The sequence below is a fragment of the Streptomyces sp. NPDC047117 genome (assembly GCF_040643545.1).
Taxonomy (GTDB): domain Bacteria; phylum Actinomycetota; class Actinomycetes; order Streptomycetales; family Streptomycetaceae; genus Streptomyces.
In genome coordinates, this window is the sequence record NZ_JBEYUN010000016.1 from 168,307 (window position 1) to 189,208 (window position 20,902).

Genomic DNA, 20,902 nt, shown 5'->3' on the forward strand with positions numbered 1-20,902 from the left:
GCGGGGAACGCGCGGGGCCCGGGTGAATCCGCCCGGGTGAGTCCGCCCGGGTGAATCCGCCCGGGTGAATCCGCCCGGGCCGGGGCGTGGGCGCTACAGGTACTTCTTGATCTCGCGGCGGGCCAGAGAGCGCTGGTGGACCTCGTCCGGGCCGTCCGCGAGGCGGAGGGTGCGGGCGCCGGCCCAGAGTTCGGCGAGCGGGAAGTCCTGGCTGACGCCGCCCGCGCCGTGCAGCTGGACCGCCTGGTCGATGATGTCCACGACCGTGCGCGGCGTGGCGATCTTGATGGACTGGATCTCGGTGTGCGCGCCCTTGTTGCCGACCGTGTCCATCAGCCACGCGGTCTTCAGGACGAGCAGCCGGAGCTGTTCGACGGCGACCCGCGCGTCCGCGATCCAGTTGTGCACGACGCCCTGCTGGGCGAGCGGCTTGCCGAAGGCGGTACGCCCCACCGCCCGCTTGCACATCAGCTCGATGGCCCGCTCGGCCATGCCGATCAGCCGCATGCAGTGGTGGATGCGGCCCGGGCCGAGGCGGGCCTGCGCGATGCCGAAGCCGCCGCCCTCCTCGCCGACGAGGTTCGACGCCGGGACGCGTACGTTCTCGAACAGCACCTCGGCGTGGCCGCCGTGGTAGTGGTCCTCGTACCCGTAGACCTGCATCGCGCGCTTGACCGTCAGGCCCGGCGTGTCGCGCGGCACGAGGATCATCGACTGCTGGCGGCGGATGTCCTCGCCGTCCGGGTCGGTCTTGCCCATCACGATGAAGATCTGGCACAGCGGGTTCATCGCGCCGGAGATGTACCACTTCCGGCCGTTGATGACGTAGTCGTCGCCGTCCCGCGCGATGTGCGTCTCGATGTTGGTGGCGTCCGAGGACGCCACCTCCGGCTCGGTCATCGCGAACGCGGAGCGGATCTCACCGGCCAGCAGCGGCTGCAGCCACTGCTTCTTCTGCTGCTCGTTGCCGAACTGGGTGAGTACTTCCATGTTGCCGGTGTCCGGCGCCGCGCAGTTCAGCGCGGTCGGCGCGAGCTGCGGGCTGCGGCCGGTGATCTCGGCGAGCGGCGCGTACTGGAGGTTGGTCAGCCCGGCACCGTACTCCGCGTCGGGGAGGAAGAGGTTCCACAGGCCCTGCTTGCGGGCCTCCGCCTTCAGCTCCTCGACGATCGCCGGGGTGTCCCACGGCGAGGCGAGTTCGGCCCGCTGCTCGTGCGCGACCTGCTCGGCCGGGTACACGTGCTCGTCCATGAACGCGAGCAGCTGCTCGCGGAGTTCCTCGGTACGGGCGTCGAATGCGAAGTCCATGAGCGGCCTCAGCCTTCCTTCACGGCGGACAGGGTGGACAGGGTGCGGTGGCCGTTGTCGATGAAGCGCGGCACGACCTCGCCGATCCGGTCGAAGCCCGCGCCGACGGTCTGGCCGAGCGTGTACCGGTAGTGGATGCCTTCGAGGATCACCGCGAGCTTGAAGTACGCGAACGCGGTGTACCAGGCGACCTGCGAGACGTCGCGCCCCGAGCCGGCCGCGTACCGCTCGATCAGCTCGCCCGGTTCGGGGTGCCCCGGGGCACTGCGGGTGGTGGTGACGGGCGAGTCCGGCGACTCCTCCTGCTCGCTGTACATGGCGAGCAGGCCGAGGTCGGTGAGCGGGTCGCCGAGCGTAGACATCTCCCAGTCCAGCACCGCCGCGATCCGGTCGTCCGCGCCGACCAGGACGTTGTCCAGTCGGTAGTCGCCGTGCACGACGGCGGGCGCGGGGGAGGCGGGCAGCTTCCGGCCCAGCGCCTCGTGCAGCTCGTCGATGCCGGGCAGTTCGCGGTTCTTGGACGCGGCGAGCTGCTTGCCCCAGCGGCGCAGCTGCCGCTCCAGGAAGCCGTCGGGCCGCCCGAAGTCGCCCAGCCCCACCGACGCCGGGTCGACGGCGTGCAGGTCGACGAGGGTGTCGACGAGGCGGAGCACGATGTCGCGGGTGCGCTCGGGGCCGAGCGGCCGCAGCTGCTCGGCCGTGCGGTACGGCGTCCCCTCGACCAGCTCCATGACGTAGAAGGGCGACCCGATGACCTCCTCGTCCTGGCACAGGAGCAGCGTCTCGGGCACCGGTACCGGGGTATCGTGCAGCGCGCTGATCACCCGGTGCTCGCGGGCCATGTCGTGCGCGGTGGCCAGGACATGGCCGAGCGGCGGGCGGCGGACCACCCAGCGGCCGGTGCCGTCGGTGACGCGGTACGTGAGGTTGGACCGGCCCCCCTGGACCAGCTCGGCGCTCAGCGGGCCCGCGACCAGGCCCGGGCGTTCCCGGTCCAGGTGGGCGCGGAGCCGCTCCAGGTCGAGGCCGGGCGGGTTGTCCTTGCTCATCGTGCGCCTCCGTCTGCCGGTCGGTGGAGTGTGACCGTCCACGATCATGCCGACTAGTCGGTATGGCGTCCAGAGGGCGACGCGAACACGTTGCGCGCCGGGGGTGTTCCGCGCGTCACATGCGGCGCTCGGGCGGGCCGGGGGAGCAGGCATCCCTTTTCCGGCGGCCGGCAAAGGGATGCCCGGAAAATGGGATGCGGTGACGGACAGTGACGAGGATCATCGGTCGCATGACCGAACTGCGCGTTCTCGCCCCCGACGGCGTCCCGCTCACCGCCGTCGACGACGGGGGCAGCGGGCCCACCGTGCTCGTCGTCCACCCGGGAGGCCGGGGCCCCGAGTCCTGGGACGGAGTCGCCCGCCTGCTGACCGACGACTTCCGGGTGGTCCGCATACGCCGCCGGATCTACGCGCCCGGGGTGCGCATCGGCCGCGGCCACTCGATGACGGTCGAGGCGGCCGACGTCCTGGCGGTCGCCGAGTCGCTGGCCGCGGACGGGCCCGTGCTGCTCGTCGGGCACTCCTCGGGCGCCGTGGCCGCTCTGGAGGCCGCGCTCCGCGACCCGTCCCCCTTCGCCGGGGTGGTCGCGTACGACCCGCCGATACCGACCCGGTCGCTGCTGGTGGGGGAGGCGGGGCCGCGGGCCCGTGCCGCGCTGGACGCCGGCGACCCGACGGAGGCGATACGCATCCACTCGCGCGCGATCACCGGCATGCCGGCCGAGGCGGTCGAGCAGATGCTCAAGGACCCCCGCGTGCAGGCGCTCATCGCCACGCATGCCGAGGCGCAGATCGTCGAGGACGAGATCATCGACGCCCTCGGCCTCGGCGTGGACCGGTACGGCGCGCTCGGCCTGCCGGTGACCCTGCTCCAGGGCGAGCAGAGCTTCCCGCACTTGCATGAACGCGTGGCGGACCTGGCGGCCGTGCTGCCGGACGCCCGTGTGGTGACCCTCGCGGGCCAGGGCCACGGCGCGAACGCCACCGCGCCCGAGGCGCTGACGGAAGAGATCCGCAGGGCGGCGAAGGGGGCTTTCGGGGGCTGAGGGGGGGGACGGGGTGAGGGGGCTCATGGCCGGGATCGGGGCTGGACGCCCCAGGCCAGCGGTTCTGCCGCGCCCGCGGTTCTGCAGCCCCGCGGCGCTACAGCGTGATCGCCGCGCCCAGCCCCACCAGGATCAGCGTGCAGCCGGTCGCCAGCAGCGCCGTGCGGATGCCCATGGTCCGGGGTGGTCCCTCGGACGCCGGGGCGGCCAGCCGGCGCATGCGCGTGTGCGCGGCGGTGAGGAAGGCCAGCCCGGCGAGGACCAGCAGGGCGACGAGGACGACCTCCGCCGCGGTGGGCCCGCCGGTGACCAGCACCTGACGCCAGGCCAGTACCACCGCCACCGCGCACGACAGCGTCGTACGCCGCCACGCCATCCGGGTCCGCTCGGGCTGCAGGCCCGGGTCCCTGACCGGCGCCGGGCGTTCCTCCCCGCCGCTCATCGTCAGCGCGTCCAGCCCAGCAGCACGACCACCGCGATGGCCACCGCCAGCAGCCCGACGCCCGCGCCCAGCAGTGCGGGGAAGCGCGAGGCCGGCAGGTCCTCGCCGTGCCGCATCGCCCGCTCGCAGCGCACCCAGTGGTTGACCGAGCGCACGGCGCACAGCGCGCCGCCCGCGAGCAGCGCCACCGTGAAGACCGTCCGTACCGTCTGGTGCAGCGACGGCAGGAACTGGTCGACCGCGAAGCCGCCGCCGATCAGCGCGAACGCCGTGCGCAGCCAGGCCAGGAAGGTGCGCTCGTTGGCGAGCGAGAAGCGGTAGTCGGGGGTGGTGCCCTCGCTGCGGAGCCGCCCGGGCGCGAACCACAGCCGCAGGTCGGCGGCGAGCGCCCGCACGCGGTCCGTGAAGATCATGAGGCGTACCCTATCCGGCGGCCGGCCGCCCGGCGGCCTCCCAGTCGCGCAACCGCCGGAACGCCTCCAGGCCGTCCGGCACCCACTCCCACTCCGGCAGCCGGGCCGCCAGCTCCTCCGCCGTGAGGAACGCGTGCCAGGCCACCTCCTCGGCCTGCGGGGCGACCGGCAGCGTGCAGCGCACCTCGTAGACCGCCGACCACCAGGTGTGCTCCGGCGTCTCGTACAGGAACTTGAACAGCGGTTCGGGGCGGGGGAGTCCGGTCACGCCCAGCTCCTCCTCGGCCTCGCGCAGCGCCGCGTCGTCGTAGGACTCGCCCGCGCCGACCACGCCGCCGACGAACATGTCGTAGTGCGAGGGGAAGACCAGCTTCTGCGCGGTGCGGCGGTGTACGAAGATCCGGTCCTGCGCGTCCCGGGCGAGGATGAAGGTGCAGCGGTGCCGCAGCCGGCGCGCGTACGCCTCACCGCGCGGGGCCTGCCCCACGACCCGGTCGTGCTCGTCGACGATGTCGAGGACCTCGTCGGCGTTGAGCGGCTGCTGAGGTCCGGTCCCGTCCGGCTGCTGATCGGTCATGGGGCCATGCAATCAGACGGCCGGCGGCGGTCGGTCGGGGGCCGGCGGCGGGCAGTGCCGCGGGCCGCCGCCCCGCCGGGCGCCGCAACGGGCCCCGCCGGATGCCGCAACGGGGCCCCGCCGGATGCCGCACCGGGCGAGTCGCCGGGTGCCCCACCGGCCGCCCGGCCCGCCTCACTGCCCCATCACGTACTTCACCGTCGGCCCGGTGGTCCAGCCGCCGTCCACCGCCAGTTCGGCGCCGGTCACGTACGACGCGGCGTCGGAGAGCAGGTAGACCACCGCGCTCGCGATCTCGTGCGGCTCGCCGACCCGGCCCATCGGGGTGTTGGGGTAGTTGCCCTCGCCCTGCTGGATGCCGACGCCGGCCGTCATGGGGGTGTACGTCATGCCCGGGTGCACGGAGTTGACGCGGATGCGGTCCGTGCCCAGCTCCACGGCGGCGACCTTCGAGAGGCCGCGTACGCCCCACTTCGAGGCGCCGTAGCCGCCGGTCATCGCGAGGCCCATCAGCCCGGCCGCCGAGGAGATGTTGACGATGGAGCCGGCGCCGCGCTCCCGCATCAGCGGGATGACGGTCTTCATGCCGATGAAGACGCCGGTGAGATTGATGTCGATCACCTTGCGGAAGAAGTCGACCGAGATGGTCTCCAGCGGCTGGCCGGTGGATATGCCCGCGTTGTTGACCAGCCCGTCGAGGCCACCGAACTCCGCGACCGCGAAGTCCGCCACCCGCTGCCAGTCCTCCTCGGACGTCACGTCGTGGACGAGGAAACGGGCCCGGTCGCCCAGCGCCGCCGCCGTGGCCGCGCCCTCCTCGGCAAGCACGTCGGTGAGGACGACGCGCGCGCCGGCCTCGACGGCCTGCTTCGCCGCCTCGGCGCCCAGCCCGCGCGCGCCGCCGGTGATGAGGATGGTCCTGCCGGTCAGATCGGTCATCGTGCACTCCTGTGTCGGGGAGCGGGTCACCCCTGCTCCGGGGCGGGGGCGCGCAGCAGCGCCACCGTGGTCGTGACGAGGTCGGCGAGGAAGACGGGCTCCGTGGTGAGCGGACGCGCGCCGTCGAGGTACTGCCGGGCCCGGTCGGCGAGCGCAGCGCCGATCAGCGTCAGCGCCAGGTCCGTACGCTCCAGCCGGACCGGTTCGGGCAGCTCCGCCGCCGCGAGGGCGGCCTCGATCCGCTCGATCAGCCGCCAGTACGCGGTGCCCGCCAGTGTGGGGTGCGGCGTCCGGGTGCGGATGCCGCTCTCGTGGCTGAGCTGCGCGGAGATCCGCAGGCAGCGCAGCCCCCGTACGTCGCTCAGCTGGGTCGCCTCGGCCGTGACCAGCGCGCGCACCAGGTCCTCCAGGCGCGGGTCCGGCAGCTCCTCCAGGACGGGCGCCAGCGCCGCCTCCGTACGTCCCAGCCGGCCCGCCATCACCGCGTCCAGCAGGCCCGCGCGGGACCCGAAGTGGTACTGCACCGCCGACGGGTTGCTCTGGCCGGCCAGCCGCACGATGTCGCGGGTCTGGGCGCCGTCGACGCCCTGCGCCGCGAAGATCTCCTCCGCGGCGCGGATCAGCTTGTCCCGGGTCTCGGTGCCCGCCGTTCTCGCCATGGGTCCCATATTAATACTCGCCATTATTAATTGCACGAGGGCGGGAGGTGGAGGGCGGGAGAGGGGGGACGCGGCTTCCGTGGAGCGCTGCCGAACGGGCGTTGCCTGTGGGGGTGTTGGTGTCCACCGAGGTCACTCGGACGGGGGTTGACGGAGACCCCTGGGGGCCGGTTTGCTGTCTGTGATCACCTCGTGTCGATCCGTTCATCAAACCTGCACATGTCCGCCCCGCGCGGGGTTCCGGAGGGAAGAGCGCCGTGGAGAGACGTCTCGTATGACTCCACCGCCCCCACCCCCACCTCTGGGGCGCCCCCGCCGCAAGGACCCCGCCGCGGTCCGCCCCGCGCTCGACGACGCCGAGCTGGCCGCGGCCCTCGACGCCCTCGCGCAGGGCCGCTGGATCGCCGCCCGTTCCCTCCTCGCCGCCACCGGTACCGACTGGGACCGCCGCGGCCACCGCCTGATGGCGCTCGGCGCCGCCCGTACCGGCGCCGTCTGGGCCCGCGAGTGGCAGCTCGCCGAGCCCGACAGCCCCGACGCCGCCGCCTTCGTCGCCGCCGCCACGGTCCACCGGGCGCTGCGCGGCCGGGAGCCCGCCGAGATCGCCCGCGAGAGCTGCCTGACCGCTGCCCGGATGGCGCCCGCCGACCCCACCCCCTGGCTCGCCGCGCTGCTGCTGGCCCGCGCCACCGGCACCCCCGACGCGCGCGAGCACGCCTTCGATCAGGTGCGCGCCCGGCACCCCGGCCACCACCACGCCCACCACCTCATGGCCGCCTGCCTCGCCGAACACCAGCAGGGCGACACCGACGACCCGCTGCACCAGGTCTACGACTTCGCCGCCTGGGCCGTCGAACAGGCCCCCGCCGACTCCCCGCTGGCCGTCCTGCCCGTCGTCGCGCACGCCGAGCGGTACCGCGTCCTGGCCGCCGCGGGGCTGGAGCCCGCCGACCCGGTGGCGTCGGGCCACTGGGCCACCCGCCGCGCCCGCCAGGCCATGAAGACCGCCTTCGACTGGTGGCTGGAATGGGAGGGCGACTCCGGCCACCCGCGCGGCAAGGTCGACCTGAACTTCCTCGCCCACGCCAAGTTCTGCGAAGGGCGCCTGGCCGAGGCCGCGGCCCTCTTCCACCGCATCGGCCCGTACGTCACCGCCGAACCGTGGAGCTACCCCGGCCGCGACCCGGCGCGCGCCTTCAGGGCCGCCCGCGACACCGCCCTGCACACCACCTGATCCCGCCGTCCCCCCGAGAGGACCGTTCCGCCATGCCGACCGGCAGTACGCACGAGATCAGCACGTTCAAGGGACAGGAACGCGCCCTGCGCGCCGGCCGCATCGGCACCGCCGGCCTGCTCCTGTCCGTACTGGCCGCCAGCGCCCCGCTGATGGTCGTGGCCGGCGTCATGGCCACCACGTACCAGGTCATGGGCATCGTCGGGCAGCCGCTGCTGTTCGTCATCCTCGGCGTCGTGATGGCGCTGTTCGGCGTGGGCTACGCCGAGATGAGCCGGCACGTGCACAACGCGGGCGCCTTCTACGCCTACATAGCCAGGGGGCTGGGCGGCACCGCGGGCGCCGGCGCGTCCTTCGTCGCGCTCGCCGCCTACTGCGCCCTCCAGGTCGGCATCTACGGCATCTTCGGCTTCGAATTCGCCGCGCTGCTCGGCACGTTCTTCGGCATCACCGTCGTGTGGTGGGTCCCCGCCCTCCTCGCCGTCCTGCTCACCGGCGCCCTCGGTGCCCTGAAGATCGACCTCAACGCCCGAGTGCTCGGCGTCCTGCTCCTCGTCGAGGTCGCCCTCATCGTCGTCTTCGACTTCGCGTTCGCCACGCAGCCCGGCCCGCAGGGCCTCTCCCTGCACGCCTTCGACCCCGCGACGCTGGGCGGCGCGGGCCTCGGCACGGCCCTGTGCTTCGCCGTCGCCGGCTTCCTCGGCTTCGAACAGGCCCCGGTGTACGCCGAGGAGACCAGCCGGCCCCAGACCGTCGTGGCCCGCGCGATGTACCTCGCCGTCGGCTTCTCCGCGGTCTTCTTCGCCCTCAGCTCCTGGCTCATCGGCGTGGCCACCGGGCCCGACCGGGTCGTGGCCGCCGCCGGCAAGGAGGGCCCGGGGCTGATCTTCGCCCTCGCCGAGCCGCGCCTCGGCGGCCTGTTCACCGACGTCCTGCACGTCTTCTTCGTGACCGGCATCTTCGCCTCGATGCTCAGCTTCCACAACGTCGTGGCCCGCTACGCCTTCGCCATGGGCCGCGAGGGCCTGCTGCCCGCGCCCCTCGGCCGCACCTCCAAGGCCAGCGGCGCCCCGGCCCTCGGCTCCCTCCTGCAGACGGTCGTCTCGCTCCTGGTCGTCGTGGCGTTCGCGGTCACCGACCGGGCGCCGGCGGGCGACCCGACCACACCCGTCCTGCGGCTCTTCACGTGGGGCGGCAACCTCGGCGCCCTCGGGGTCATCGCCCTGATGGCCACCGCATGCGCAGCGGTCATCGCCTTCTTCGTACGCCGCGGCGCGGGCCGCGCCCAGGCCGGCCGGCTCACCGCCGCCGCCGTCGCGGGACTCGCCCTGCTGGTCGTCCTGGTCTACGCGGTCAAGGACTTCGGCGTCCTGGTCGGCGCCGGGGCGGGCTCCCCGCTGAACTGGCTGCTGCCCGCCCTCATGGGGCTCGCCGCCGTCGCCGGACTCGTGCACGGGCGCGTACTGCGTGCCGTCCGCCCCTGGGTGCACGCCCGGATCGGCCTGGGCAACGAGGCCTTCCAGCTGGAGAAGGCGGCCACCGCCGAGCCGGGGCCGCACCCCGGAACCGCCGTACGGGAGGACAACCGCCGATGACCGCCGTACGGGACGAGACCGCCGATGGCCGCCGTACAGGAGGCGACCGAGACGACCGCCGTACGGCAGGAGAACCGTCGATGACCGCCGCAGCCGAAGCCCCCACCGAGGTCCGGCACCCGCTCGACCCGCTCACCGCGCACGAGATCGACACGGCGCGCGAGGTGCTGACCGCGTCCGGCCGGGCGGACGACACGACCCGCTTCCCCCTCGTCCTCCTCGACGAGCCGGACCGGCACACCGTCGCCGCGCACCGCCCCGGTGACCCCGTCGTACGGCGGCTCCGCGTCACCCTCCTGGAGCCCGCCACCGGGGCCGCCGCCGAGGCCCTCGTGGACATCACGGCGCGCGCCCTCGTGGCGTACCGCCCGCTGGACCCGGTGGCCGACGGACAGCCGCCGCTGCTCTTCGAGGAGTTCGACCGCTGCGACGCGGTCGTCAAGGCCGACGCGGGCTGGCGCAAGGCCATGGCCGACCGCGGCATCACCGACCTCGACCTGGTCGTCGCGGCCCCGCTCGCCGCCGGGAACTTCGGCAGGCCCGAGGAGACCGGCCGGCGCATGCTGCGCTCGCTGACCTTCCTGCGCTGCTCGGAGTCCGACAACCCCTTCGCGCACCCGGTCGGCGGCCTCGTCGCCGACGTGGACCTCACCGAGGGCCGCGTCCTCCGCCTCATCGACACCGGCGCCGTCCCCGTGCCCGCCGAATGCGGCCGCTACGAAGCGGAGTTCACCGGCCCCGCTCGTACGGACCTGAAACCGCTGGAGATCACCCAGCCCGAAGGGCCCTCCTTCACCCTGGAGGACCACGTCCTCACCTGGCAGAACTGGCGCCTGCGGCTGGACTTCAACGCCCGCGAGGGCCTGGTCCTGCACGAGATCGGCTTCCGCGACGGCGACCGCGTACGGCCCGTGCTGCACCGCGCCTCGCTCGCCGAGATGGCCGTGCCGTACGCCGAGCCGGACCCCGCGCGCAACTGGGTCTGCTACCTCGACGTCGGCGAGTACACCCTCGGCCGGAACGCCAACGCGCTCCGCCTGGGCTGCGACTGCCTCGGCGAGATCCGGTACGTCGACGCCGTCGTGGCCGGCGACACCGGGCACCCCGAGACGCTGCCGAACGCCATCTGCCTGCACGAAGAGGACCACGGGCTGCTCTGGAAGCACACCAACATGTTCGACGGCTTCACCGCCGACAGCCGCCGCTCCCGCCGCCTCGTCCTCTCGTACATCGCCACCCTCGGCAACTACGACTACGGCTTCTACTGGTACCTCTACCAGGACGGCACGATCGAGTTCGAGGTGAAGTCCACCGGCCTGGTGCAGACCTCCGCCGCCGAACCCGGTACGGAGTCGCCGTACGCCACCGAGATCGCGCCCGGCCTCCAGGCGCCGTACCACCAGCACCTCTTCTGCGCCCGGCTGGACCCGGCCGTCGACGGGCACGCCAACACCGTCGAGGAGGTCGACGTCGTCCCGCTGCCCATGGGTCCGGACAACCCGAACGGCAACGCCTTCACCGTCCGGGCCACGCCGGTCACCGACTCCGGGGACGGCGGCCGGCTCGCCGACCCGGCCGCGGGGCGCCGCTGGCGGATCACCAACCCGGGCTCCCGCAACCGCATGGGGCAGCCCGTCGCGTACACCCTCCAGCCGCAGCCCGGGCCCACGCTGCTCGCGCGGCCGGGTTCGCCGGTCGCGGCCCGCGTCGCGTACGCCACCAAGCACCTGTGGATCACCGCGGGCCGGCCCGAACGGCGCTACCCGGACGGCGACTACCCCAACCAGCACCCGGGAGGCGCGGGCGTCAGCGCCTGGAGCGCGCCGGGCGAGTCCCTCTCGGACACCGCCCTCACCCTCTGGCACACCTTCGGCCCCACCCACCTGCCGCGGCTGGAGGACTGGCCGGTCATGCCCGTCGACCGCTGCGGCTTCACTCTCAGGCCGACCGGCTTCTTCGACCGCAACCCGGCGCTGGACCTGCCCCGGGAGGGCGACGGAGAGGGCCACTGCCACGCGTGAGGCGGCTTCCGTACGGGTCGGGGCCCCGCACCCGCGGGGCGGCCCCGGACGGGCCGCACGCGCGCCGTGGGGCCGTTCCCGCCGTCAGCCCGGCAGGCCCTCGCTGACGCGGCGGGAGACCTTGATCGCGTAGAGGTCGAGGATGCCGGGCGGCTCGGCGATGCCCGGGCCGCCCGCCCGGATCCACGCCGCGATGTCCGCCAGCGCGTCGTCGTCGTTGACCAGGCCCAGCCATACGGGCCGGCCGCCCGCCGCGCGCCCCTCGGGCGACGGCTGGACCACGACCACGTTCGCCTGGTCGCAGACGTCCAGGCACTCCGAGGCGCGCACCGGGGCGGCGCCGTCCAGCGCCGCGCGCAGCCGCGGGATCTGGCTCGCGTGGTCGACGCCGGGGATCTTGCTCGCGTCGCCGCAGCAGCAGCCGCGGCACACCGTGACACGGCAGGAGGCGGCCCGGTCGGCGGGTCGGCGGGAACGCTTGTTGATCACCGGTCCATCGTACGGGGCACCGGGGCCGGTGCGAACGGCCCCCGGGTGTGGTCCTCAACTCGTCGTATCGAGACGGGCTTTGGGGTAGGGCCCGGGGTATGACTGCCACCACTGACAATGATGCGCACACCGGGGCGGGCCCCGTAGAAGCGATACCCGGACCCAAGGGGCTGCCGCTCCTCGGGGCGATGTTCGAACTCCAGCAGGACTCCCTGGGGGCCTTCCTCCGGGCCCGTCGCGACCACGGTGACGTGGTGCGGATCTCCGCGGGCCCGCCCGGACTGCGGACCGTCGTCCATGGCGTGTTCTCCGCCGAGGGCGTGCAGCAGGTGCTCGGCACGGAGGCCACGAATTTCCGCAAGGACAACCCCTTCTACGCGGAGGTCCGCGCCGCCTTCGGGAACGGCCTGCTCACCAGCCAGGACGCCGACTATCTGCGGCAACGCCGGCTGGTGCAGCCGCTCTTCACCAAGCGCCGGGTCGACGGGTACGCCGACGCCATCGCCCAGGAGGCCGCCGCGGTCGTCGAGCGCTGGCGCGCCCGGGACGGCGTCGACCTGGTCGGTGAGATGAGCCGGCTGGCCCTGCGGACGGTCGCGCGCATCCTCTTCGGTGCCGATGTCGAGGCCGCCGTCGAGGTCATCCACCGTTCCTTCCCGGTGATCAACGACTATGCGCTGAGCCGCGCGTACGCGCCGGTGAACCTGCCGCGCGAGTGGCCGACGCCGGGCAACCGCCGCGCGATGGCCGCGATCGGCGAGGTGTACGCGGTCTGCGACCGGATCATCGCCGAGCGCCGCGCGGCCCCCGACGGCCCCGCGGGCGACGACCTGCTCACCCTGCTCGCGCAGGCGGGCAGCGAGGAGGACGGCAGCCTGGACGCGACCGAGATCCGCGACCAGGTGCTGGTCTTCCTGCTCGCCGGCCACGAGACCACCGCGACCTCCATGGCCTTCACCCTCCATCTGCTCTCCCGCCACCCCGAGGAGCGGGCGCGCGCCCAGCGGGAGATCGACGAGGTGCTGGGCGACCGTGCGCCCACCTCCGCCGACCTGGAACGGCTGCCGTACCTGACACGGGTGCTCAAGGAGGGCATGCGCCTCTACCCGGCCGCCCCGGTGGTTGGCCGCCGGGCCGTCGCGGACACCGAGATCGGCGGCTACCGCATCAGAGCCGGCTCGGACGTCGTGGTCGCCCCGTGGGTCACGCACCGCAACCCGGACCTGTGGGAGGAGCCGGAGCGCTTCGACCCCGAGCGGTTCACGCCCGAGCGGTCGGCCGGGCGGCACCGCTACGCGTGGTTCCCCTTCGGCGGCGGCCCGCGGGCCTGCATCGGCCAGCACTTCTCGATGCTGGAGTCGGTCCTGGCGCTGGCGACGCTGCTGCGCGCCTACGACCCGGAGGCCGCCGACGACGCCGAGGTGCCGGTGGGTGCGGGCATCACCCTGCAGGCCAAGGGCCCGGCGCGGGTCCGTCTGCGGCCGCGCGCGTAACGCCGGGTCGCCCTCGTCACGCCGCTCGTCATCCCGCCGAGCTCCGTCCCGCCGGGCGCGCGGAAACCGTTCCTCACTAACGCTACGAAAATAGCGTTTGTGTTTTCGTCGCGCTCGGCGTAGCGTCATTTCCGGCCCCTTTGCCGTCGATTGGAGAAGGCCGTTGCTCGTCTGAGGTCCTGAGACGCCGCGCTGATCCCAGCGCACCGTGACCCGACCTCGGCGTGCCCTCGTGCCCACGACGGCCGACCAGCCGCCCCGCGTACGCGGACATGTACGTGGAACGCGTACGACACTCCGTACGTGTCTTCGGTGGCCGGCACCTCACGGTCCCCCGCTTCAGCGGTGTCTCCCTGTGCTGTTCCTCATCAGCCCACGCCCGCTCCAGGAGACCTGTATGTCTACGAACGACCGTTCCGACCGCGCCGCCTCCGTCGTCTGCACCGGCCTGACCTTCGCCTGGCCCGACGGCACCGCAGTCCTCGACGACTTCCAGCTCACCGTCGGCCCGGGCCGCACGGGCCTCATCGGCCTCAACGGCGCCGGAAAATCCACTCTGCTCAAGCTCGTCGCCGGCCAGCTCACCCCCACTGCCGGCAGTGTGCAGAGCACCGGCGACGTCGGCTACCTCCCGCAGAATCTCACCCTGGACGCCGCCCTCCCCGTGGACGAGATCCTGGGCATCGCCCGCACCCGCGCCGCGCTGCACGCCATCGAGGCGGGCGACGCGAGCGAGGAGCACTTCACCGCTGTTGGGGACGACTGGGACGTCGAGGAGCGCGCCCGCGCCACCCTCGACCAGCTCGGCCTGGACGGCATCGAGCTGGACCGCACCCTCGGCGAGGTCTCCGGCGGCGAGTCCGTACTGCTCAGACTGGCCGCCCTGCTGCTGCGCCGCCCCGACGTGCTGCTGCTCGACGAGCCCACCAACAACCTCGACCGCCGCGCCCGCGCCCGGCTGTACGAAGCGGTCGCGCGCTGGTCCGGCGTGCTGGTCGTGGTCAGCCACGACCGGGAGCTGCTCGACCTGGTCGACCGGATAGCCGACCTCCGGGCCGGCGAGGTCCACTGGTACGGCGGCAACTTCACCGCTTACGAAGCCGCGCTCGCCGTCGAGCAGGAGGCCGCCGAGCGCATGGTGCGGGTCGCCGAGGCCGACGTGCAGCGCCAGCGGCGCGACCTGGGCGACGCCCACGTCAAGCTGGCCCGCCGGGTCCGCTACGGCAACAAGATGTCGGCCAACAAGCGCGAGCCGAAGGTCATCATGAACGAGCGCAAGCGCCAGGCCCAGGTCTCGGCCGGCAAACACCGCATCATGCACACCGAGAAGCTCAAGGAGGCCAGAGAACGGCTCAGCGAAGCCGCCGAGGCGGTCCGGGACGACGAGACTATCCGCGTCGACCTGCCGCACACCGCCGTGCCGCCGGGCCGCGGCGTGCTCACCCTGCGGGACGTGACCACCCGCTGCGGCACCCACGTCAACCTCGAACTGCGCGGCCCCGAGCGGCTGGCGCTCGTCGGCCCGAACGGCTCCGGCAAGACCACCCTGCTCCGCACGGTCACCGGCGCACTCGCCCCGGCGGCGGGCGAGGCGACGGTCCACGTACCGCACCGCTTCCTGCCCCAGCGGCTGGACGTGCTCGACGACCGGCTGACCGTCGCCGAGAACGTCGCCCGCTTCGCCCCGCAGGCCACCGACAACCACATCCGGGCCCGGCTGGCCCGCTTCCTGTTCAAGGGCGCCCGCGCCGACCGGCCGGCCGCCACCCTCTCCGGCGGCGAACGCTTCCGGGCGACCCTCGCCGCCCTCATGCTCGCCGAGCCCGCCCCGCAGCTCCTGCTGCTGGACGAGCCCACCAACAACCTCGACCTGGCGTCGGTACGTCAGCTGGTCGCCGCACTCGGCGCCTACGAAGGAGCACTGATCGTGGTGAGTCACGATGAACGATTCCTGACCGAAGCGGGCATCACCCGCACGCTGGACCTGGGCGATCCGCCCCAGGGCCCCGACACGGGGGAGGGTGCGCCGCTTATGGAGTAGCCGCCTCAGAAGTGGTGCAGCAGCTCCGGGAAGGCGGTGAGCCGCAGCACCTTCTCGTCCGCGGGATCCAGCTCGCTGTGCTCCAGCACCCACGTGTGGTCGTTCGGGATGAACACCGCGTTCATCCCGGCGGCACGCGCGGGCAGGATGTCGGATTTGGGGGAGTTGCCGATCATCCAGGCCGAATCCGGCGCCAGCGCGTACTCCCGCACCAGGGCGCGGTAGGTCGAGAGGTCCTTCTCCGCGACGATGTGCACACCCCGGAAGTGGTGGGCCAGCGCGGAGTTGTCGACCTTCCGCCGCTGCTCCTCCGCGTCCCCCTTGGTCAGCAGCAGCAACTCGTGCCGGGCGGCCAGCTCGGCGAGGGTGGCGGCGACCCCGGGAATCAGCTCCACGGTGCCCCCGTCGAACGACGCCGCCCACGCCGCGATCCGCGCCAGCTCCTCCGCGGTGGCGTCCCGGCCGTGCAGCTGCGCCAGGCACTCGCCCAGGCTGCGCAGGAACACCTTGCTGCCGTAGCCGTGCGCCTTCGCGTTCGCCGCCTCGACGGCGTCCAACGCCGTGCGTACGCCCTCCCGGCCGAGCCGCAGCCCGATCTCCGGGTCGGTCATCCAGTCCAGAAACTCCTCGATGATCCGCTCGAAGACGACGTTGTTCTCCCACAGGGTGTCGTCCGCGTCGAATACGAGAACCTTCTCCGTGCCGCCCAAGGCAGCTCCCTCCCGCGCTGTACTGATCCGTCGGCCGTCCGGCCCGCGCAGCGTAATGAGTGCGCCCGGCGTGACGCACGGGGTTATTACCGTGACGCACGGGGTTATCGCGGAGAGTCGCCTGCCGGGGTCCTGCACGGAGGACCGGCCCCCGCGGTGCACGCACGGGCCCGGAAACGACGATTCCCCACGGTCTGCGGGAGACCGTGGGGAACCGGTTGGTGTCCGAGGGGGGACTTGAACCCCCACGCCCGATAAAGGGCACTAGCACCTCAAGCTAGCGCGTCTGCCATTCCGCCACCCGGACAAGGTGTCTGTCGGGCGGGCCGTCTGCGCCCTTCCGACGTGGAAAACCATAGCAAACATTTGGGGGTGGTCGATCACGCGCTCGGCCGAGGGGGCGGCGCCGGCCACCTCGGACGGGAATGGGCGCGGCAGTGGCGGGTGCCGGACCGGCCGCCACCCGCACGCCTGTGACCAGCGTGTGTCGGGAGGATTGCGGCCTTGGGCCCGGGCCGGGGGAGAGGGAGGATGGCAGCGGACCCCGCCGCGGTGACCGCGCGTACCGGCGCGAGCCGCGGCCGTGAACCATGAGGAGGCAGCGTGAGCGAGTCCAAGCCCGCACCGGCCGCATCGAAGCCGGCCCCGGGCGTCACCGGCGAGGACGAGGTCGTCGACCTGTGCCGCGACCTGATCCGGATCGACACGAGCAATTACGGCGACCACTCGGGCCCGGGGGAGCGGGCCGCCGCCGAGTACGTCGCGGAGAAGCTGGCCGAGGTCGGCCTGGAGCCGCAGATCTTCGAGTCCCACAAGGGCCGGGCCTCCACGGTGGCCCGGATCGCGGGCGAGGACCCCTCACGCCCCGCGCTGCTGATCCACGGGCACACCGACGTCGTCCCCGCCAACGCCGTGGACTGGACGCACGACCCCTTCTCCGGCGAGATCGCCGACGGATGCGTGTGGGGCCGCGGCGCGGTCGACATGAAGGACATGGACGCGATGACCCTGGCGGTCGTCCGCGACCGGCTGCGCTCCGGCCGCAAGCCGCCGCGCGACATCGTGCTGGCGTTCCTCGCGGACGAGGAGGCGGGCGGCGTGTACGGCGCGCGCTACCTGGTCGACAAGCACCCGCACCTCTTCGAGGGCGTGACCGAGGCCATCGGCGAGGTCGGCGGCTTCTCCTTCACCGTCAACGAGAACCTGCGGCTCTACCTCGTCGAGACGGCCCAGAAGGGCATGCACTGGATGCGGCTGACCGTGGACGGCACGGCCGGCCACGGCTCGATGACCAACAACGACAACGCGATCACCGAGCTGTGCGAGGCGGTCGGGCGGCTGGGGCGGCACAAGTTCCCGGTGCGGGTCACCAAGACCGTGAAGTCCTTCCTCGACGAGTTGTCGGACGCCCTGGGGACCGAGCTGGACCCCGAGAACATGGACGAGACGCTGGCGAAGCTCGGCGGCATCGCGAAGATCATCGGCGCGACGCTGCAGAACACCGCGGCCCCGACCCAGCTGGGCGCCGGCTACAAGGTCAACGTCATCCCGGGCCAGGCGACCGCGCACGTCGACGGCCGCTTCCTGCCCGGCCTCGAAGAGGAGTTCCTCGCCGACCTGGACCGGATCCTCGGGCCGCGGGTCAAGCGCGAGGACGTGCACGCGGACAAGGCGGTGGAGACCGACTTCGACGGCGCGCTCGTCGACGCCATGCAGTCCGCGCTGAAGGCCGAGGACCCGATCGCGCGGGCCGTGCCGTACATGCTCTCCGGCGGTACGGACGCCAAGTCCTTCGACGACCTCGGCATCCGCTGCTTCGGCTTCGCGCCGCTCAAGCTGCCGCCGGAGCTGGACTTCGCGGGCATGTTCCACGGCGTGGACGAGCGCGTCCCCGTGGACGGCCTCAAGTTCGGCACGCGGGTCCTCGACCGGTTCATCGAGCAGAGCTGACGACCGGTTCACCGAGCGGAGCGACCCTTCGCCGTGCCGGGCCGACGGGTCCCTGAGCAGGGGCAAGGAGGTGCACGGGGCTGACGCCGACGTCCACCACGGACGTCAACTCAGGTCAGCCTTTCGTGAGCACTTAACTGAAAAGAGTGAATGCAACCATAGGCTCGTAGCTTCATTACGCCTTCCTCGTTACAGGAAATGCGGCCCGAAGTTTGCGGTCGCATTGCCTACAAGGAGGAACAATGATCAAGAAGGTCGTCGCTGCTGCGGCTGCTGCTGGTGGTCTCGTGCTCGCCGGTGCGGGTCTGGCCGTTGCCGACTCGGGCGCGCAGGGTGCTGCCGTCCACTCGCCGGGTGTCCTTTCCGGCAACGTCGTTCAGGTTCCGGTTCACGTGCCGGTGAACGCCTGCGGCAACACGATCTCCGTGATCGGGCTGCTGAACCCCGCCTTCGGCAACACCTGCGTCAACAAGTGACGTTGGGCATCACCCCCAGGGGGGAGTGATCCGGTCGGCTCCGCGGCGCATGCCATGCGCTCCGGGGCCGACCGGCTTTCGGCGGGCGGACACCCACGACCGTCCGCCCCGGGGGGACGGAAACCCACGCTCCGTCCGCCCTTCGAAAAGCGAAATGGGGAAGGGACGACCTATGCGTAAGGTCGCGAGAAAGAGCCTGATCACTGTCGTGGCCGCGGGCGGCGTACTCGCCGTTTCGGGTGGCTACGCGCACGCCGATTCGGGCACGAGCGGCTCGGCCGCTCATTCGCCGGGGGTGCTGTCGGGGAATTCGGTGCAGGTCCCCGTGGACGTACCGGTCAACGTCTGCGGCAACACCGTGAACGTGGTCGGCCTGCTCAACCCGGCGGCGGGCAACAGCTGCGGGAACGCCTCGGGCGGCGGGCAGCACGGCCACGGCTCGGGCCCCTCCGCCGGGGCCCAGGGGGGCACGCACGACTCCCCGGGCGTCGGCTCGGGCAACAACGTGCAGGTGTCCGTGAACGTCCCGGTCAACATCTGCGGCAACAGCGTCAACGTCATCGGCGGACTCAACCGCGCCACCGGTCAGGACTGCGGCAGCGACGGCTCCACCGAGCCGCCGGGCAACCCGGACGAGCCGGGCCCGTCCCAGCCCCCGGGCGACGACGGGCCGCCCCCGCAGGAGCCGGACCACCCGGGGGAGCCGGACAACCCCGGTCAGCCGGACAACCCGGGTCAGCCTGACAACCCCGGGAACCCGAACAACCCGGACCACCCCGAGAACCCGGAGCAGCCGTCGCACCCGGGCGGCGGTGACGAGGGCGGGGACATGCACCCGCAGACGCCGCCGCACTCGCACCACGAGATCGTCACCACGCCCGCCGCCGATTCCCGGCCGGCCGGGGGCCAGCAGTTGGCGGAGACGGGCCCGGGCCCGGTCGGCGCACTGCTTCCGGCCGGTGCGGCACTGCTCGGTGCGGGCGTGATCCTGTACCGCAAGGCTCGTACGGCGAGCGGGGTACGCGGCTAGCGGGCGGCCGGAAGAAGGGGCTGCCGCTTCCGGTCCCGTTGTGCTGCGGGGATGCCGGGCCGGCGGGAATGCCGGTGAGGCCGCCGAGGGGCCGCGCAGGGGCGATTATCGGCCGCCGCGCGTACGGAACTGGCCTTTTTCGGTGAGGCGGCAGACGGACCGAATTCCCGTCGCGCTACTTCTCGAAGTGGAACAAACCGGGAGAAATATCCGCACCCTCGGGTGATGCCCCGCCTCCGGAAATCCGGGGCGGGGCAGCTTTCGGCTCTCGACCGGCGTGGCGAACGGAGCGTGGCACGGACCCCTCACGGGCCCGTGTCACCAGGTCGCGCGAATCTGGCGGATGATCCGGCGGCGCAGCCGCACCTTGCGGCTGCCGTCCGGGTTCAGGCGGAGGCGGTCCAACTCCCAGTGTCCGTACTCGGCGTGGTCGGTCAGCAGGCGTGTGGCGGCCTTGCGGGAGACGCCCCGCGGCACATACACATCGCAGAATTCATATTCCGGCATCGCATCTATTGTGCGGGACCGGCCCGGGTACGGATAGCGTCTGCACTATGTCTGATGCTGCGCAGCCCTCCGCTGCCGAGGTACGTGCCGCCGCCGAGGCGGTCAAAGCCGCGCTGGACCGTCACCTCGACGCGGTCGAACGCCGCTCGGGTGAGGACGATGCCGCCGTCTACGCCGCGTTCGATCAACTGGCCGCGGCGGCCGAGGCGTACGACGAGCTGCTCTACGACACCTACGACGAGGTCACGCCGTTCGAGATCCCCGGCAGCGACGGGCTGCCCGCGTACGCGGGGCCCGAGGAGCCGAGCGCGCTCAGCGTGCTGATCCGCCGGGACTACACCGTCGTGGAGCCGCAGCGGCTGCTGTCGCAGGCGCAGCGCATCGCCGACCTCGACCCCGGGTCGGCCACGGAGCCGGGCGCCGCGCAGAGCCCGGCGAAGCCCGGCGGGAACGCCGCGTCCGCCGTCGTCGGCAGCAGTGTGCACGCGGCGCTCGGCGTGCTCTTCGGGGAGTACGAGCCGGACGAGATCGCCTCCCGGCACAAGGAGTTCGGCCTGGAGGAGGGCGACTCCACGCTCTGGGTCGCGGCGGCGGAGGAGCCGCCGGAGCCGGGCGAGTGGCTGGCCGCCCCCTTCGACCAGGCCGATCCGCAGCGCGTCGTCTGTCGCTTCGACGTCAGCTCCGTCTTCGACGAGGAGCTGGACTTCGACGACGAGGACGACCACGCAGCGCACGCGTCCGACGACCCCGACAACGACCTCCTGGACCCCGATCCCGCCGAGGGCCCCGCCCGCCCCCGCAATCGCCCGGCCTCCGGAGCCCGCGGCAGCGGACCGGGAGTGGAGGCGATCGAGGCGGCCGAGGCGGCCGACCGGGAACGCTGAGGCGCCGCGACAGAGCTGAGGCGCTGGGGCCCGTCCGCT

Annotated in this window: 20 protein-coding genes and 1 tRNA gene; 10 read left to right on the forward strand and 11 right to left on the reverse strand. The window is 72.8% G+C overall.

Annotated features, from left to right (window positions below):
* Window positions 1-93: 93 nt before the first annotated feature.
* A complete protein-coding gene (locus ABZ840_RS27935; protein WP_361563498.1) occupies window positions 94-1,308 on the reverse strand; it encodes an acyl-CoA dehydrogenase in 1,215 nt (404 codons plus the stop codon).
* An 8-nt stretch (window positions 1,309-1,316) separates the two neighbouring features.
* The gene (locus ABZ840_RS27940; RefSeq protein WP_361563501.1) at window positions 1,317-2,357 is read right to left on the reverse strand and encodes a phosphotransferase family protein; all 1,041 of its coding nucleotides are present in this window, start codon (window positions 2,355-2,357) and stop codon (window positions 1,317-1,319) included.
* Between the two features lie 230 nt (window positions 2,358-2,587).
* Here ABZ840_RS27940 and ABZ840_RS27945 point away from each other — a divergent pair, with 230 nt between their 5' ends.
* Window positions 2,588-3,403 carry an alpha/beta hydrolase gene (locus tag ABZ840_RS27945; RefSeq protein WP_361563504.1) on the forward strand — a complete coding sequence of 272 codons (816 nt, stop codon included), beginning with the start codon at window positions 2,588-2,590 and terminating at the stop codon, window positions 3,401-3,403.
* 97 nt (window positions 3,404-3,500) lie between these two features.
* On the opposite strand, the gene ABZ840_RS27950 is transcribed toward ABZ840_RS27945, so the two are convergent.
* The 5 genes from ABZ840_RS27950 to ABZ840_RS27970 form a co-directional block, all read right to left on the reverse strand.
* Entirely contained in the window at window positions 3,501-3,845 is a 345-nt protein-coding gene (locus ABZ840_RS27950; protein WP_361563506.1) for a DUF202 domain-containing protein, read from the reverse strand.
* A 2-nt stretch (window positions 3,846-3,847) separates the two neighbouring features.
* Window positions 3,848-4,258, reverse strand: a complete 411-nt coding sequence (locus tag ABZ840_RS27955) for a DUF202 domain-containing protein (protein WP_361563508.1) — start codon at window positions 4,256-4,258, stop codon at window positions 3,848-3,850.
* Window positions 4,259-4,268: 10 nt separating this feature from the next.
* A complete protein-coding gene (locus ABZ840_RS27960; RefSeq protein WP_361563511.1) occupies window positions 4,269-4,835 on the reverse strand; it encodes an NUDIX domain-containing protein in 567 nt (188 codons plus the stop codon).
* A 174-nt stretch (window positions 4,836-5,009) separates the two neighbouring features.
* Window positions 5,010-5,774, reverse strand: coding sequence for a glucose 1-dehydrogenase (locus tag ABZ840_RS27965; RefSeq protein WP_361563513.1), 765 nt, complete (start codon window positions 5,772-5,774; stop codon window positions 5,010-5,012).
* Between the two features lie 26 nt (window positions 5,775-5,800).
* The gene (locus tag ABZ840_RS27970) at window positions 5,801-6,433 is read right to left on the reverse strand and encodes a TetR family transcriptional regulator (protein ID WP_361563516.1); all 633 of its coding nucleotides are present in this window, start codon (window positions 6,431-6,433) and stop codon (window positions 5,801-5,803) included.
* A 274-nt stretch (window positions 6,434-6,707) separates the two neighbouring features.
* Here ABZ840_RS27970 and ABZ840_RS27975 point away from each other — a divergent pair, with 274 nt between their 5' ends.
* The 3 genes from ABZ840_RS27975 (at window position 6,708) to ABZ840_RS27985 (ending at window position 11,283) form a co-directional block, all read left to right on the forward strand.
* Window positions 6,708-7,667: a hypothetical protein gene (locus tag ABZ840_RS27975; RefSeq protein ID WP_361563519.1), complete on the forward strand. Its 960-nt coding sequence runs from the start codon at window positions 6,708-6,710 to the stop codon at window positions 7,665-7,667.
* 32 nt (window positions 7,668-7,699) lie between these two features.
* Entirely contained in the window at window positions 7,700-9,262 is a 1,563-nt protein-coding gene (locus ABZ840_RS27980; RefSeq protein ID WP_361563522.1) for an APC family permease, read from the forward strand.
* Between the two features lie 80 nt (window positions 9,263-9,342).
* Window positions 9,343-11,283, forward strand: coding sequence for a primary-amine oxidase (locus ABZ840_RS27985; protein ID WP_361563525.1), 1,941 nt, complete (start codon window positions 9,343-9,345; stop codon window positions 11,281-11,283).
* A gap of 84 nt (window positions 11,284-11,367) precedes the next feature.
* Here ABZ840_RS27985 and ABZ840_RS27990 read toward each other — a convergent pair whose 3' ends face one another.
* Window positions 11,368-11,769 carry a (2Fe-2S) ferredoxin domain-containing protein gene (locus ABZ840_RS27990; RefSeq protein WP_361563618.1) on the reverse strand — a complete coding sequence of 134 codons (402 nt, stop codon included), beginning with the start codon at window positions 11,767-11,769 and terminating at the stop codon, window positions 11,368-11,370.
* Window positions 11,770-11,870: 101 nt separating this feature from the next.
* On the opposite strand from ABZ840_RS27990, the gene ABZ840_RS27995 reads away from it, so the two are divergent.
* Window positions 11,871-13,265: a cytochrome P450 gene (locus ABZ840_RS27995; protein ID WP_361563527.1), complete on the forward strand. Its 1,395-nt coding sequence runs from the start codon at window positions 11,871-11,873 to the stop codon at window positions 13,263-13,265.
* 397 nt (window positions 13,266-13,662) lie between these two features.
* Entirely contained in the window at window positions 13,663-15,306 is a 1,644-nt protein-coding gene (locus tag ABZ840_RS28000) for an ABC-F family ATP-binding cassette domain-containing protein (RefSeq protein WP_361563529.1), read from the forward strand.
* Between the two features lie 5 nt (window positions 15,307-15,311).
* On the opposite strand, the gene ABZ840_RS28005 is transcribed toward ABZ840_RS28000, so the two are convergent.
* Both ABZ840_RS28005 and ABZ840_RS28010 read right to left on the reverse strand, forming a co-directional pair.
* A complete protein-coding gene (locus tag ABZ840_RS28005) occupies window positions 15,312-16,016 on the reverse strand; it encodes an HAD family hydrolase (protein WP_361563532.1) in 705 nt (234 codons plus the stop codon).
* Between the two features lie 219 nt (window positions 16,017-16,235).
* A tRNA-Leu gene (locus ABZ840_RS28010) sits at window positions 16,236-16,323 on the reverse strand.
* A gap of 296 nt (window positions 16,324-16,619) precedes the next feature.
* Between ABZ840_RS28010 and ABZ840_RS28015 the strand changes: the two genes are divergently transcribed.
* The 3 genes from ABZ840_RS28015 to ABZ840_RS28025 all read left to right on the forward strand — a co-directional run bounded on the left by ABZ840_RS28015 (window position 16,620) and on the right by ABZ840_RS28025 (window position 19,472).
* Window positions 16,620-17,966 carry a M20/M25/M40 family metallo-hydrolase gene (locus ABZ840_RS28015; RefSeq protein WP_361563535.1) on the forward strand — a complete coding sequence of 449 codons (1,347 nt, stop codon included), beginning with the start codon at window positions 16,620-16,622 and terminating at the stop codon, window positions 17,964-17,966.
* A gap of 242 nt (window positions 17,967-18,208) precedes the next feature.
* On the forward strand, window positions 18,209-18,442 hold the full coding sequence (gene chpH / locus ABZ840_RS28020) for a chaplin ChpH (protein WP_052867476.1): 234 nt from the start codon (window positions 18,209-18,211) through the stop codon (window positions 18,440-18,442).
* Window positions 18,443-18,614: 172 nt separating this feature from the next.
* Window positions 18,615-19,472, forward strand: coding sequence for a chaplin (locus ABZ840_RS28025; RefSeq protein ID WP_361563537.1), 858 nt, complete (start codon window positions 18,615-18,617; stop codon window positions 19,470-19,472).
* Window positions 19,473-19,790: 318 nt separating this feature from the next.
* Here the strand turns inward: ABZ840_RS28025 and ABZ840_RS28030 are convergent, their stop codons facing one another.
* Window positions 19,791-19,979, reverse strand: a complete 189-nt coding sequence (locus ABZ840_RS28030; protein ID WP_030252120.1) for a DUF5703 family protein — start codon at window positions 19,977-19,979, stop codon at window positions 19,791-19,793.
* A 47-nt stretch (window positions 19,980-20,026) separates the two neighbouring features.
* Here ABZ840_RS28030 and ABZ840_RS28035 point away from each other — a divergent pair, with 47 nt between their 5' ends.
* Entirely contained in the window at window positions 20,027-20,863 is an 837-nt protein-coding gene (locus tag ABZ840_RS28035) for a hypothetical protein (RefSeq protein ID WP_361563541.1), read from the forward strand.
* The last annotated feature ends 39 nt before the right edge of the window (window positions 20,864-20,902 follow it).

Excerpts from the sequence above, each read along its gene's own strand:
- ABZ840_RS27935 (WP_361563498.1), bottom strand. The coding sequence starts at position 1,308 with ATGGACTTCGCATTCGACGCCCGTACCGAGGAACTCCGCGAGCAGCTG.
- ABZ840_RS27940 (WP_361563501.1), bottom strand. The coding sequence starts at position 2,357 with ATGAGCAAGGACAACCCGCCCGGCCTCGACCTGGAGCGGCTCCGCGCC.
- ABZ840_RS27945 (WP_361563504.1), top strand. The coding sequence starts at position 2,588 with ATGACCGAACTGCGCGTTCTCGCCCCCGACGGCGTCCCGCTCACCGCC.
- ABZ840_RS27950 (WP_361563506.1), bottom strand. The coding sequence starts at position 3,845 with ATGAGCGGCGGGGAGGAACGCCCGGCGCCGGTCAGGGACCCGGGCCTG.
- ABZ840_RS27955 (WP_361563508.1), bottom strand. The coding sequence starts at position 4,258 with ATGATCTTCACGGACCGCGTGCGGGCGCTCGCCGCCGACCTGCGGCTG.
- ABZ840_RS27960 (WP_361563511.1), bottom strand. The coding sequence starts at position 4,835 with ATGACCGATCAGCAGCCGGACGGGACCGGACCTCAGCAGCCGCTCAAC.
- ABZ840_RS27965 (WP_361563513.1), bottom strand. The coding sequence starts at position 5,774 with ATGACCGATCTGACCGGCAGGACCATCCTCATCACCGGCGGCGCGCGC.
- ABZ840_RS27970 (WP_361563516.1), bottom strand. The coding sequence starts at position 6,433 with ATGGCGAGAACGGCGGGCACCGAGACCCGGGACAAGCTGATCCGCGCC.
- ABZ840_RS27975 (WP_361563519.1), top strand. The coding sequence starts at position 6,708 with ATGACTCCACCGCCCCCACCCCCACCTCTGGGGCGCCCCCGCCGCAAG.
- ABZ840_RS27980 (WP_361563522.1), top strand. The coding sequence starts at position 7,700 with ATGCCGACCGGCAGTACGCACGAGATCAGCACGTTCAAGGGACAGGAA.
- ABZ840_RS27985 (WP_361563525.1), top strand. The coding sequence starts at position 9,343 with ATGACCGCCGCAGCCGAAGCCCCCACCGAGGTCCGGCACCCGCTCGAC.
- ABZ840_RS27995 (WP_361563527.1), top strand. The coding sequence starts at position 11,871 with ATGACTGCCACCACTGACAATGATGCGCACACCGGGGCGGGCCCCGTA.
- ABZ840_RS28000 (WP_361563529.1), top strand. The coding sequence starts at position 13,663 with ATGTCTACGAACGACCGTTCCGACCGCGCCGCCTCCGTCGTCTGCACC.
- chpH (WP_052867476.1), top strand. The coding sequence starts at position 18,209 with ATGATCAAGAAGGTCGTCGCTGCTGCGGCTGCTGCTGGTGGTCTCGTG.
- ABZ840_RS28025 (WP_361563537.1), top strand. The coding sequence starts at position 18,615 with ATGCGTAAGGTCGCGAGAAAGAGCCTGATCACTGTCGTGGCCGCGGGC.
- ABZ840_RS28030 (WP_030252120.1), bottom strand. The coding sequence starts at position 19,979 with ATGCCGGAATATGAATTCTGCGATGTGTATGTGCCGCGGGGCGTCTCC.
- ABZ840_RS28035 (WP_361563541.1), top strand. The coding sequence starts at position 20,027 with ATGTCTGATGCTGCGCAGCCCTCCGCTGCCGAGGTACGTGCCGCCGCC.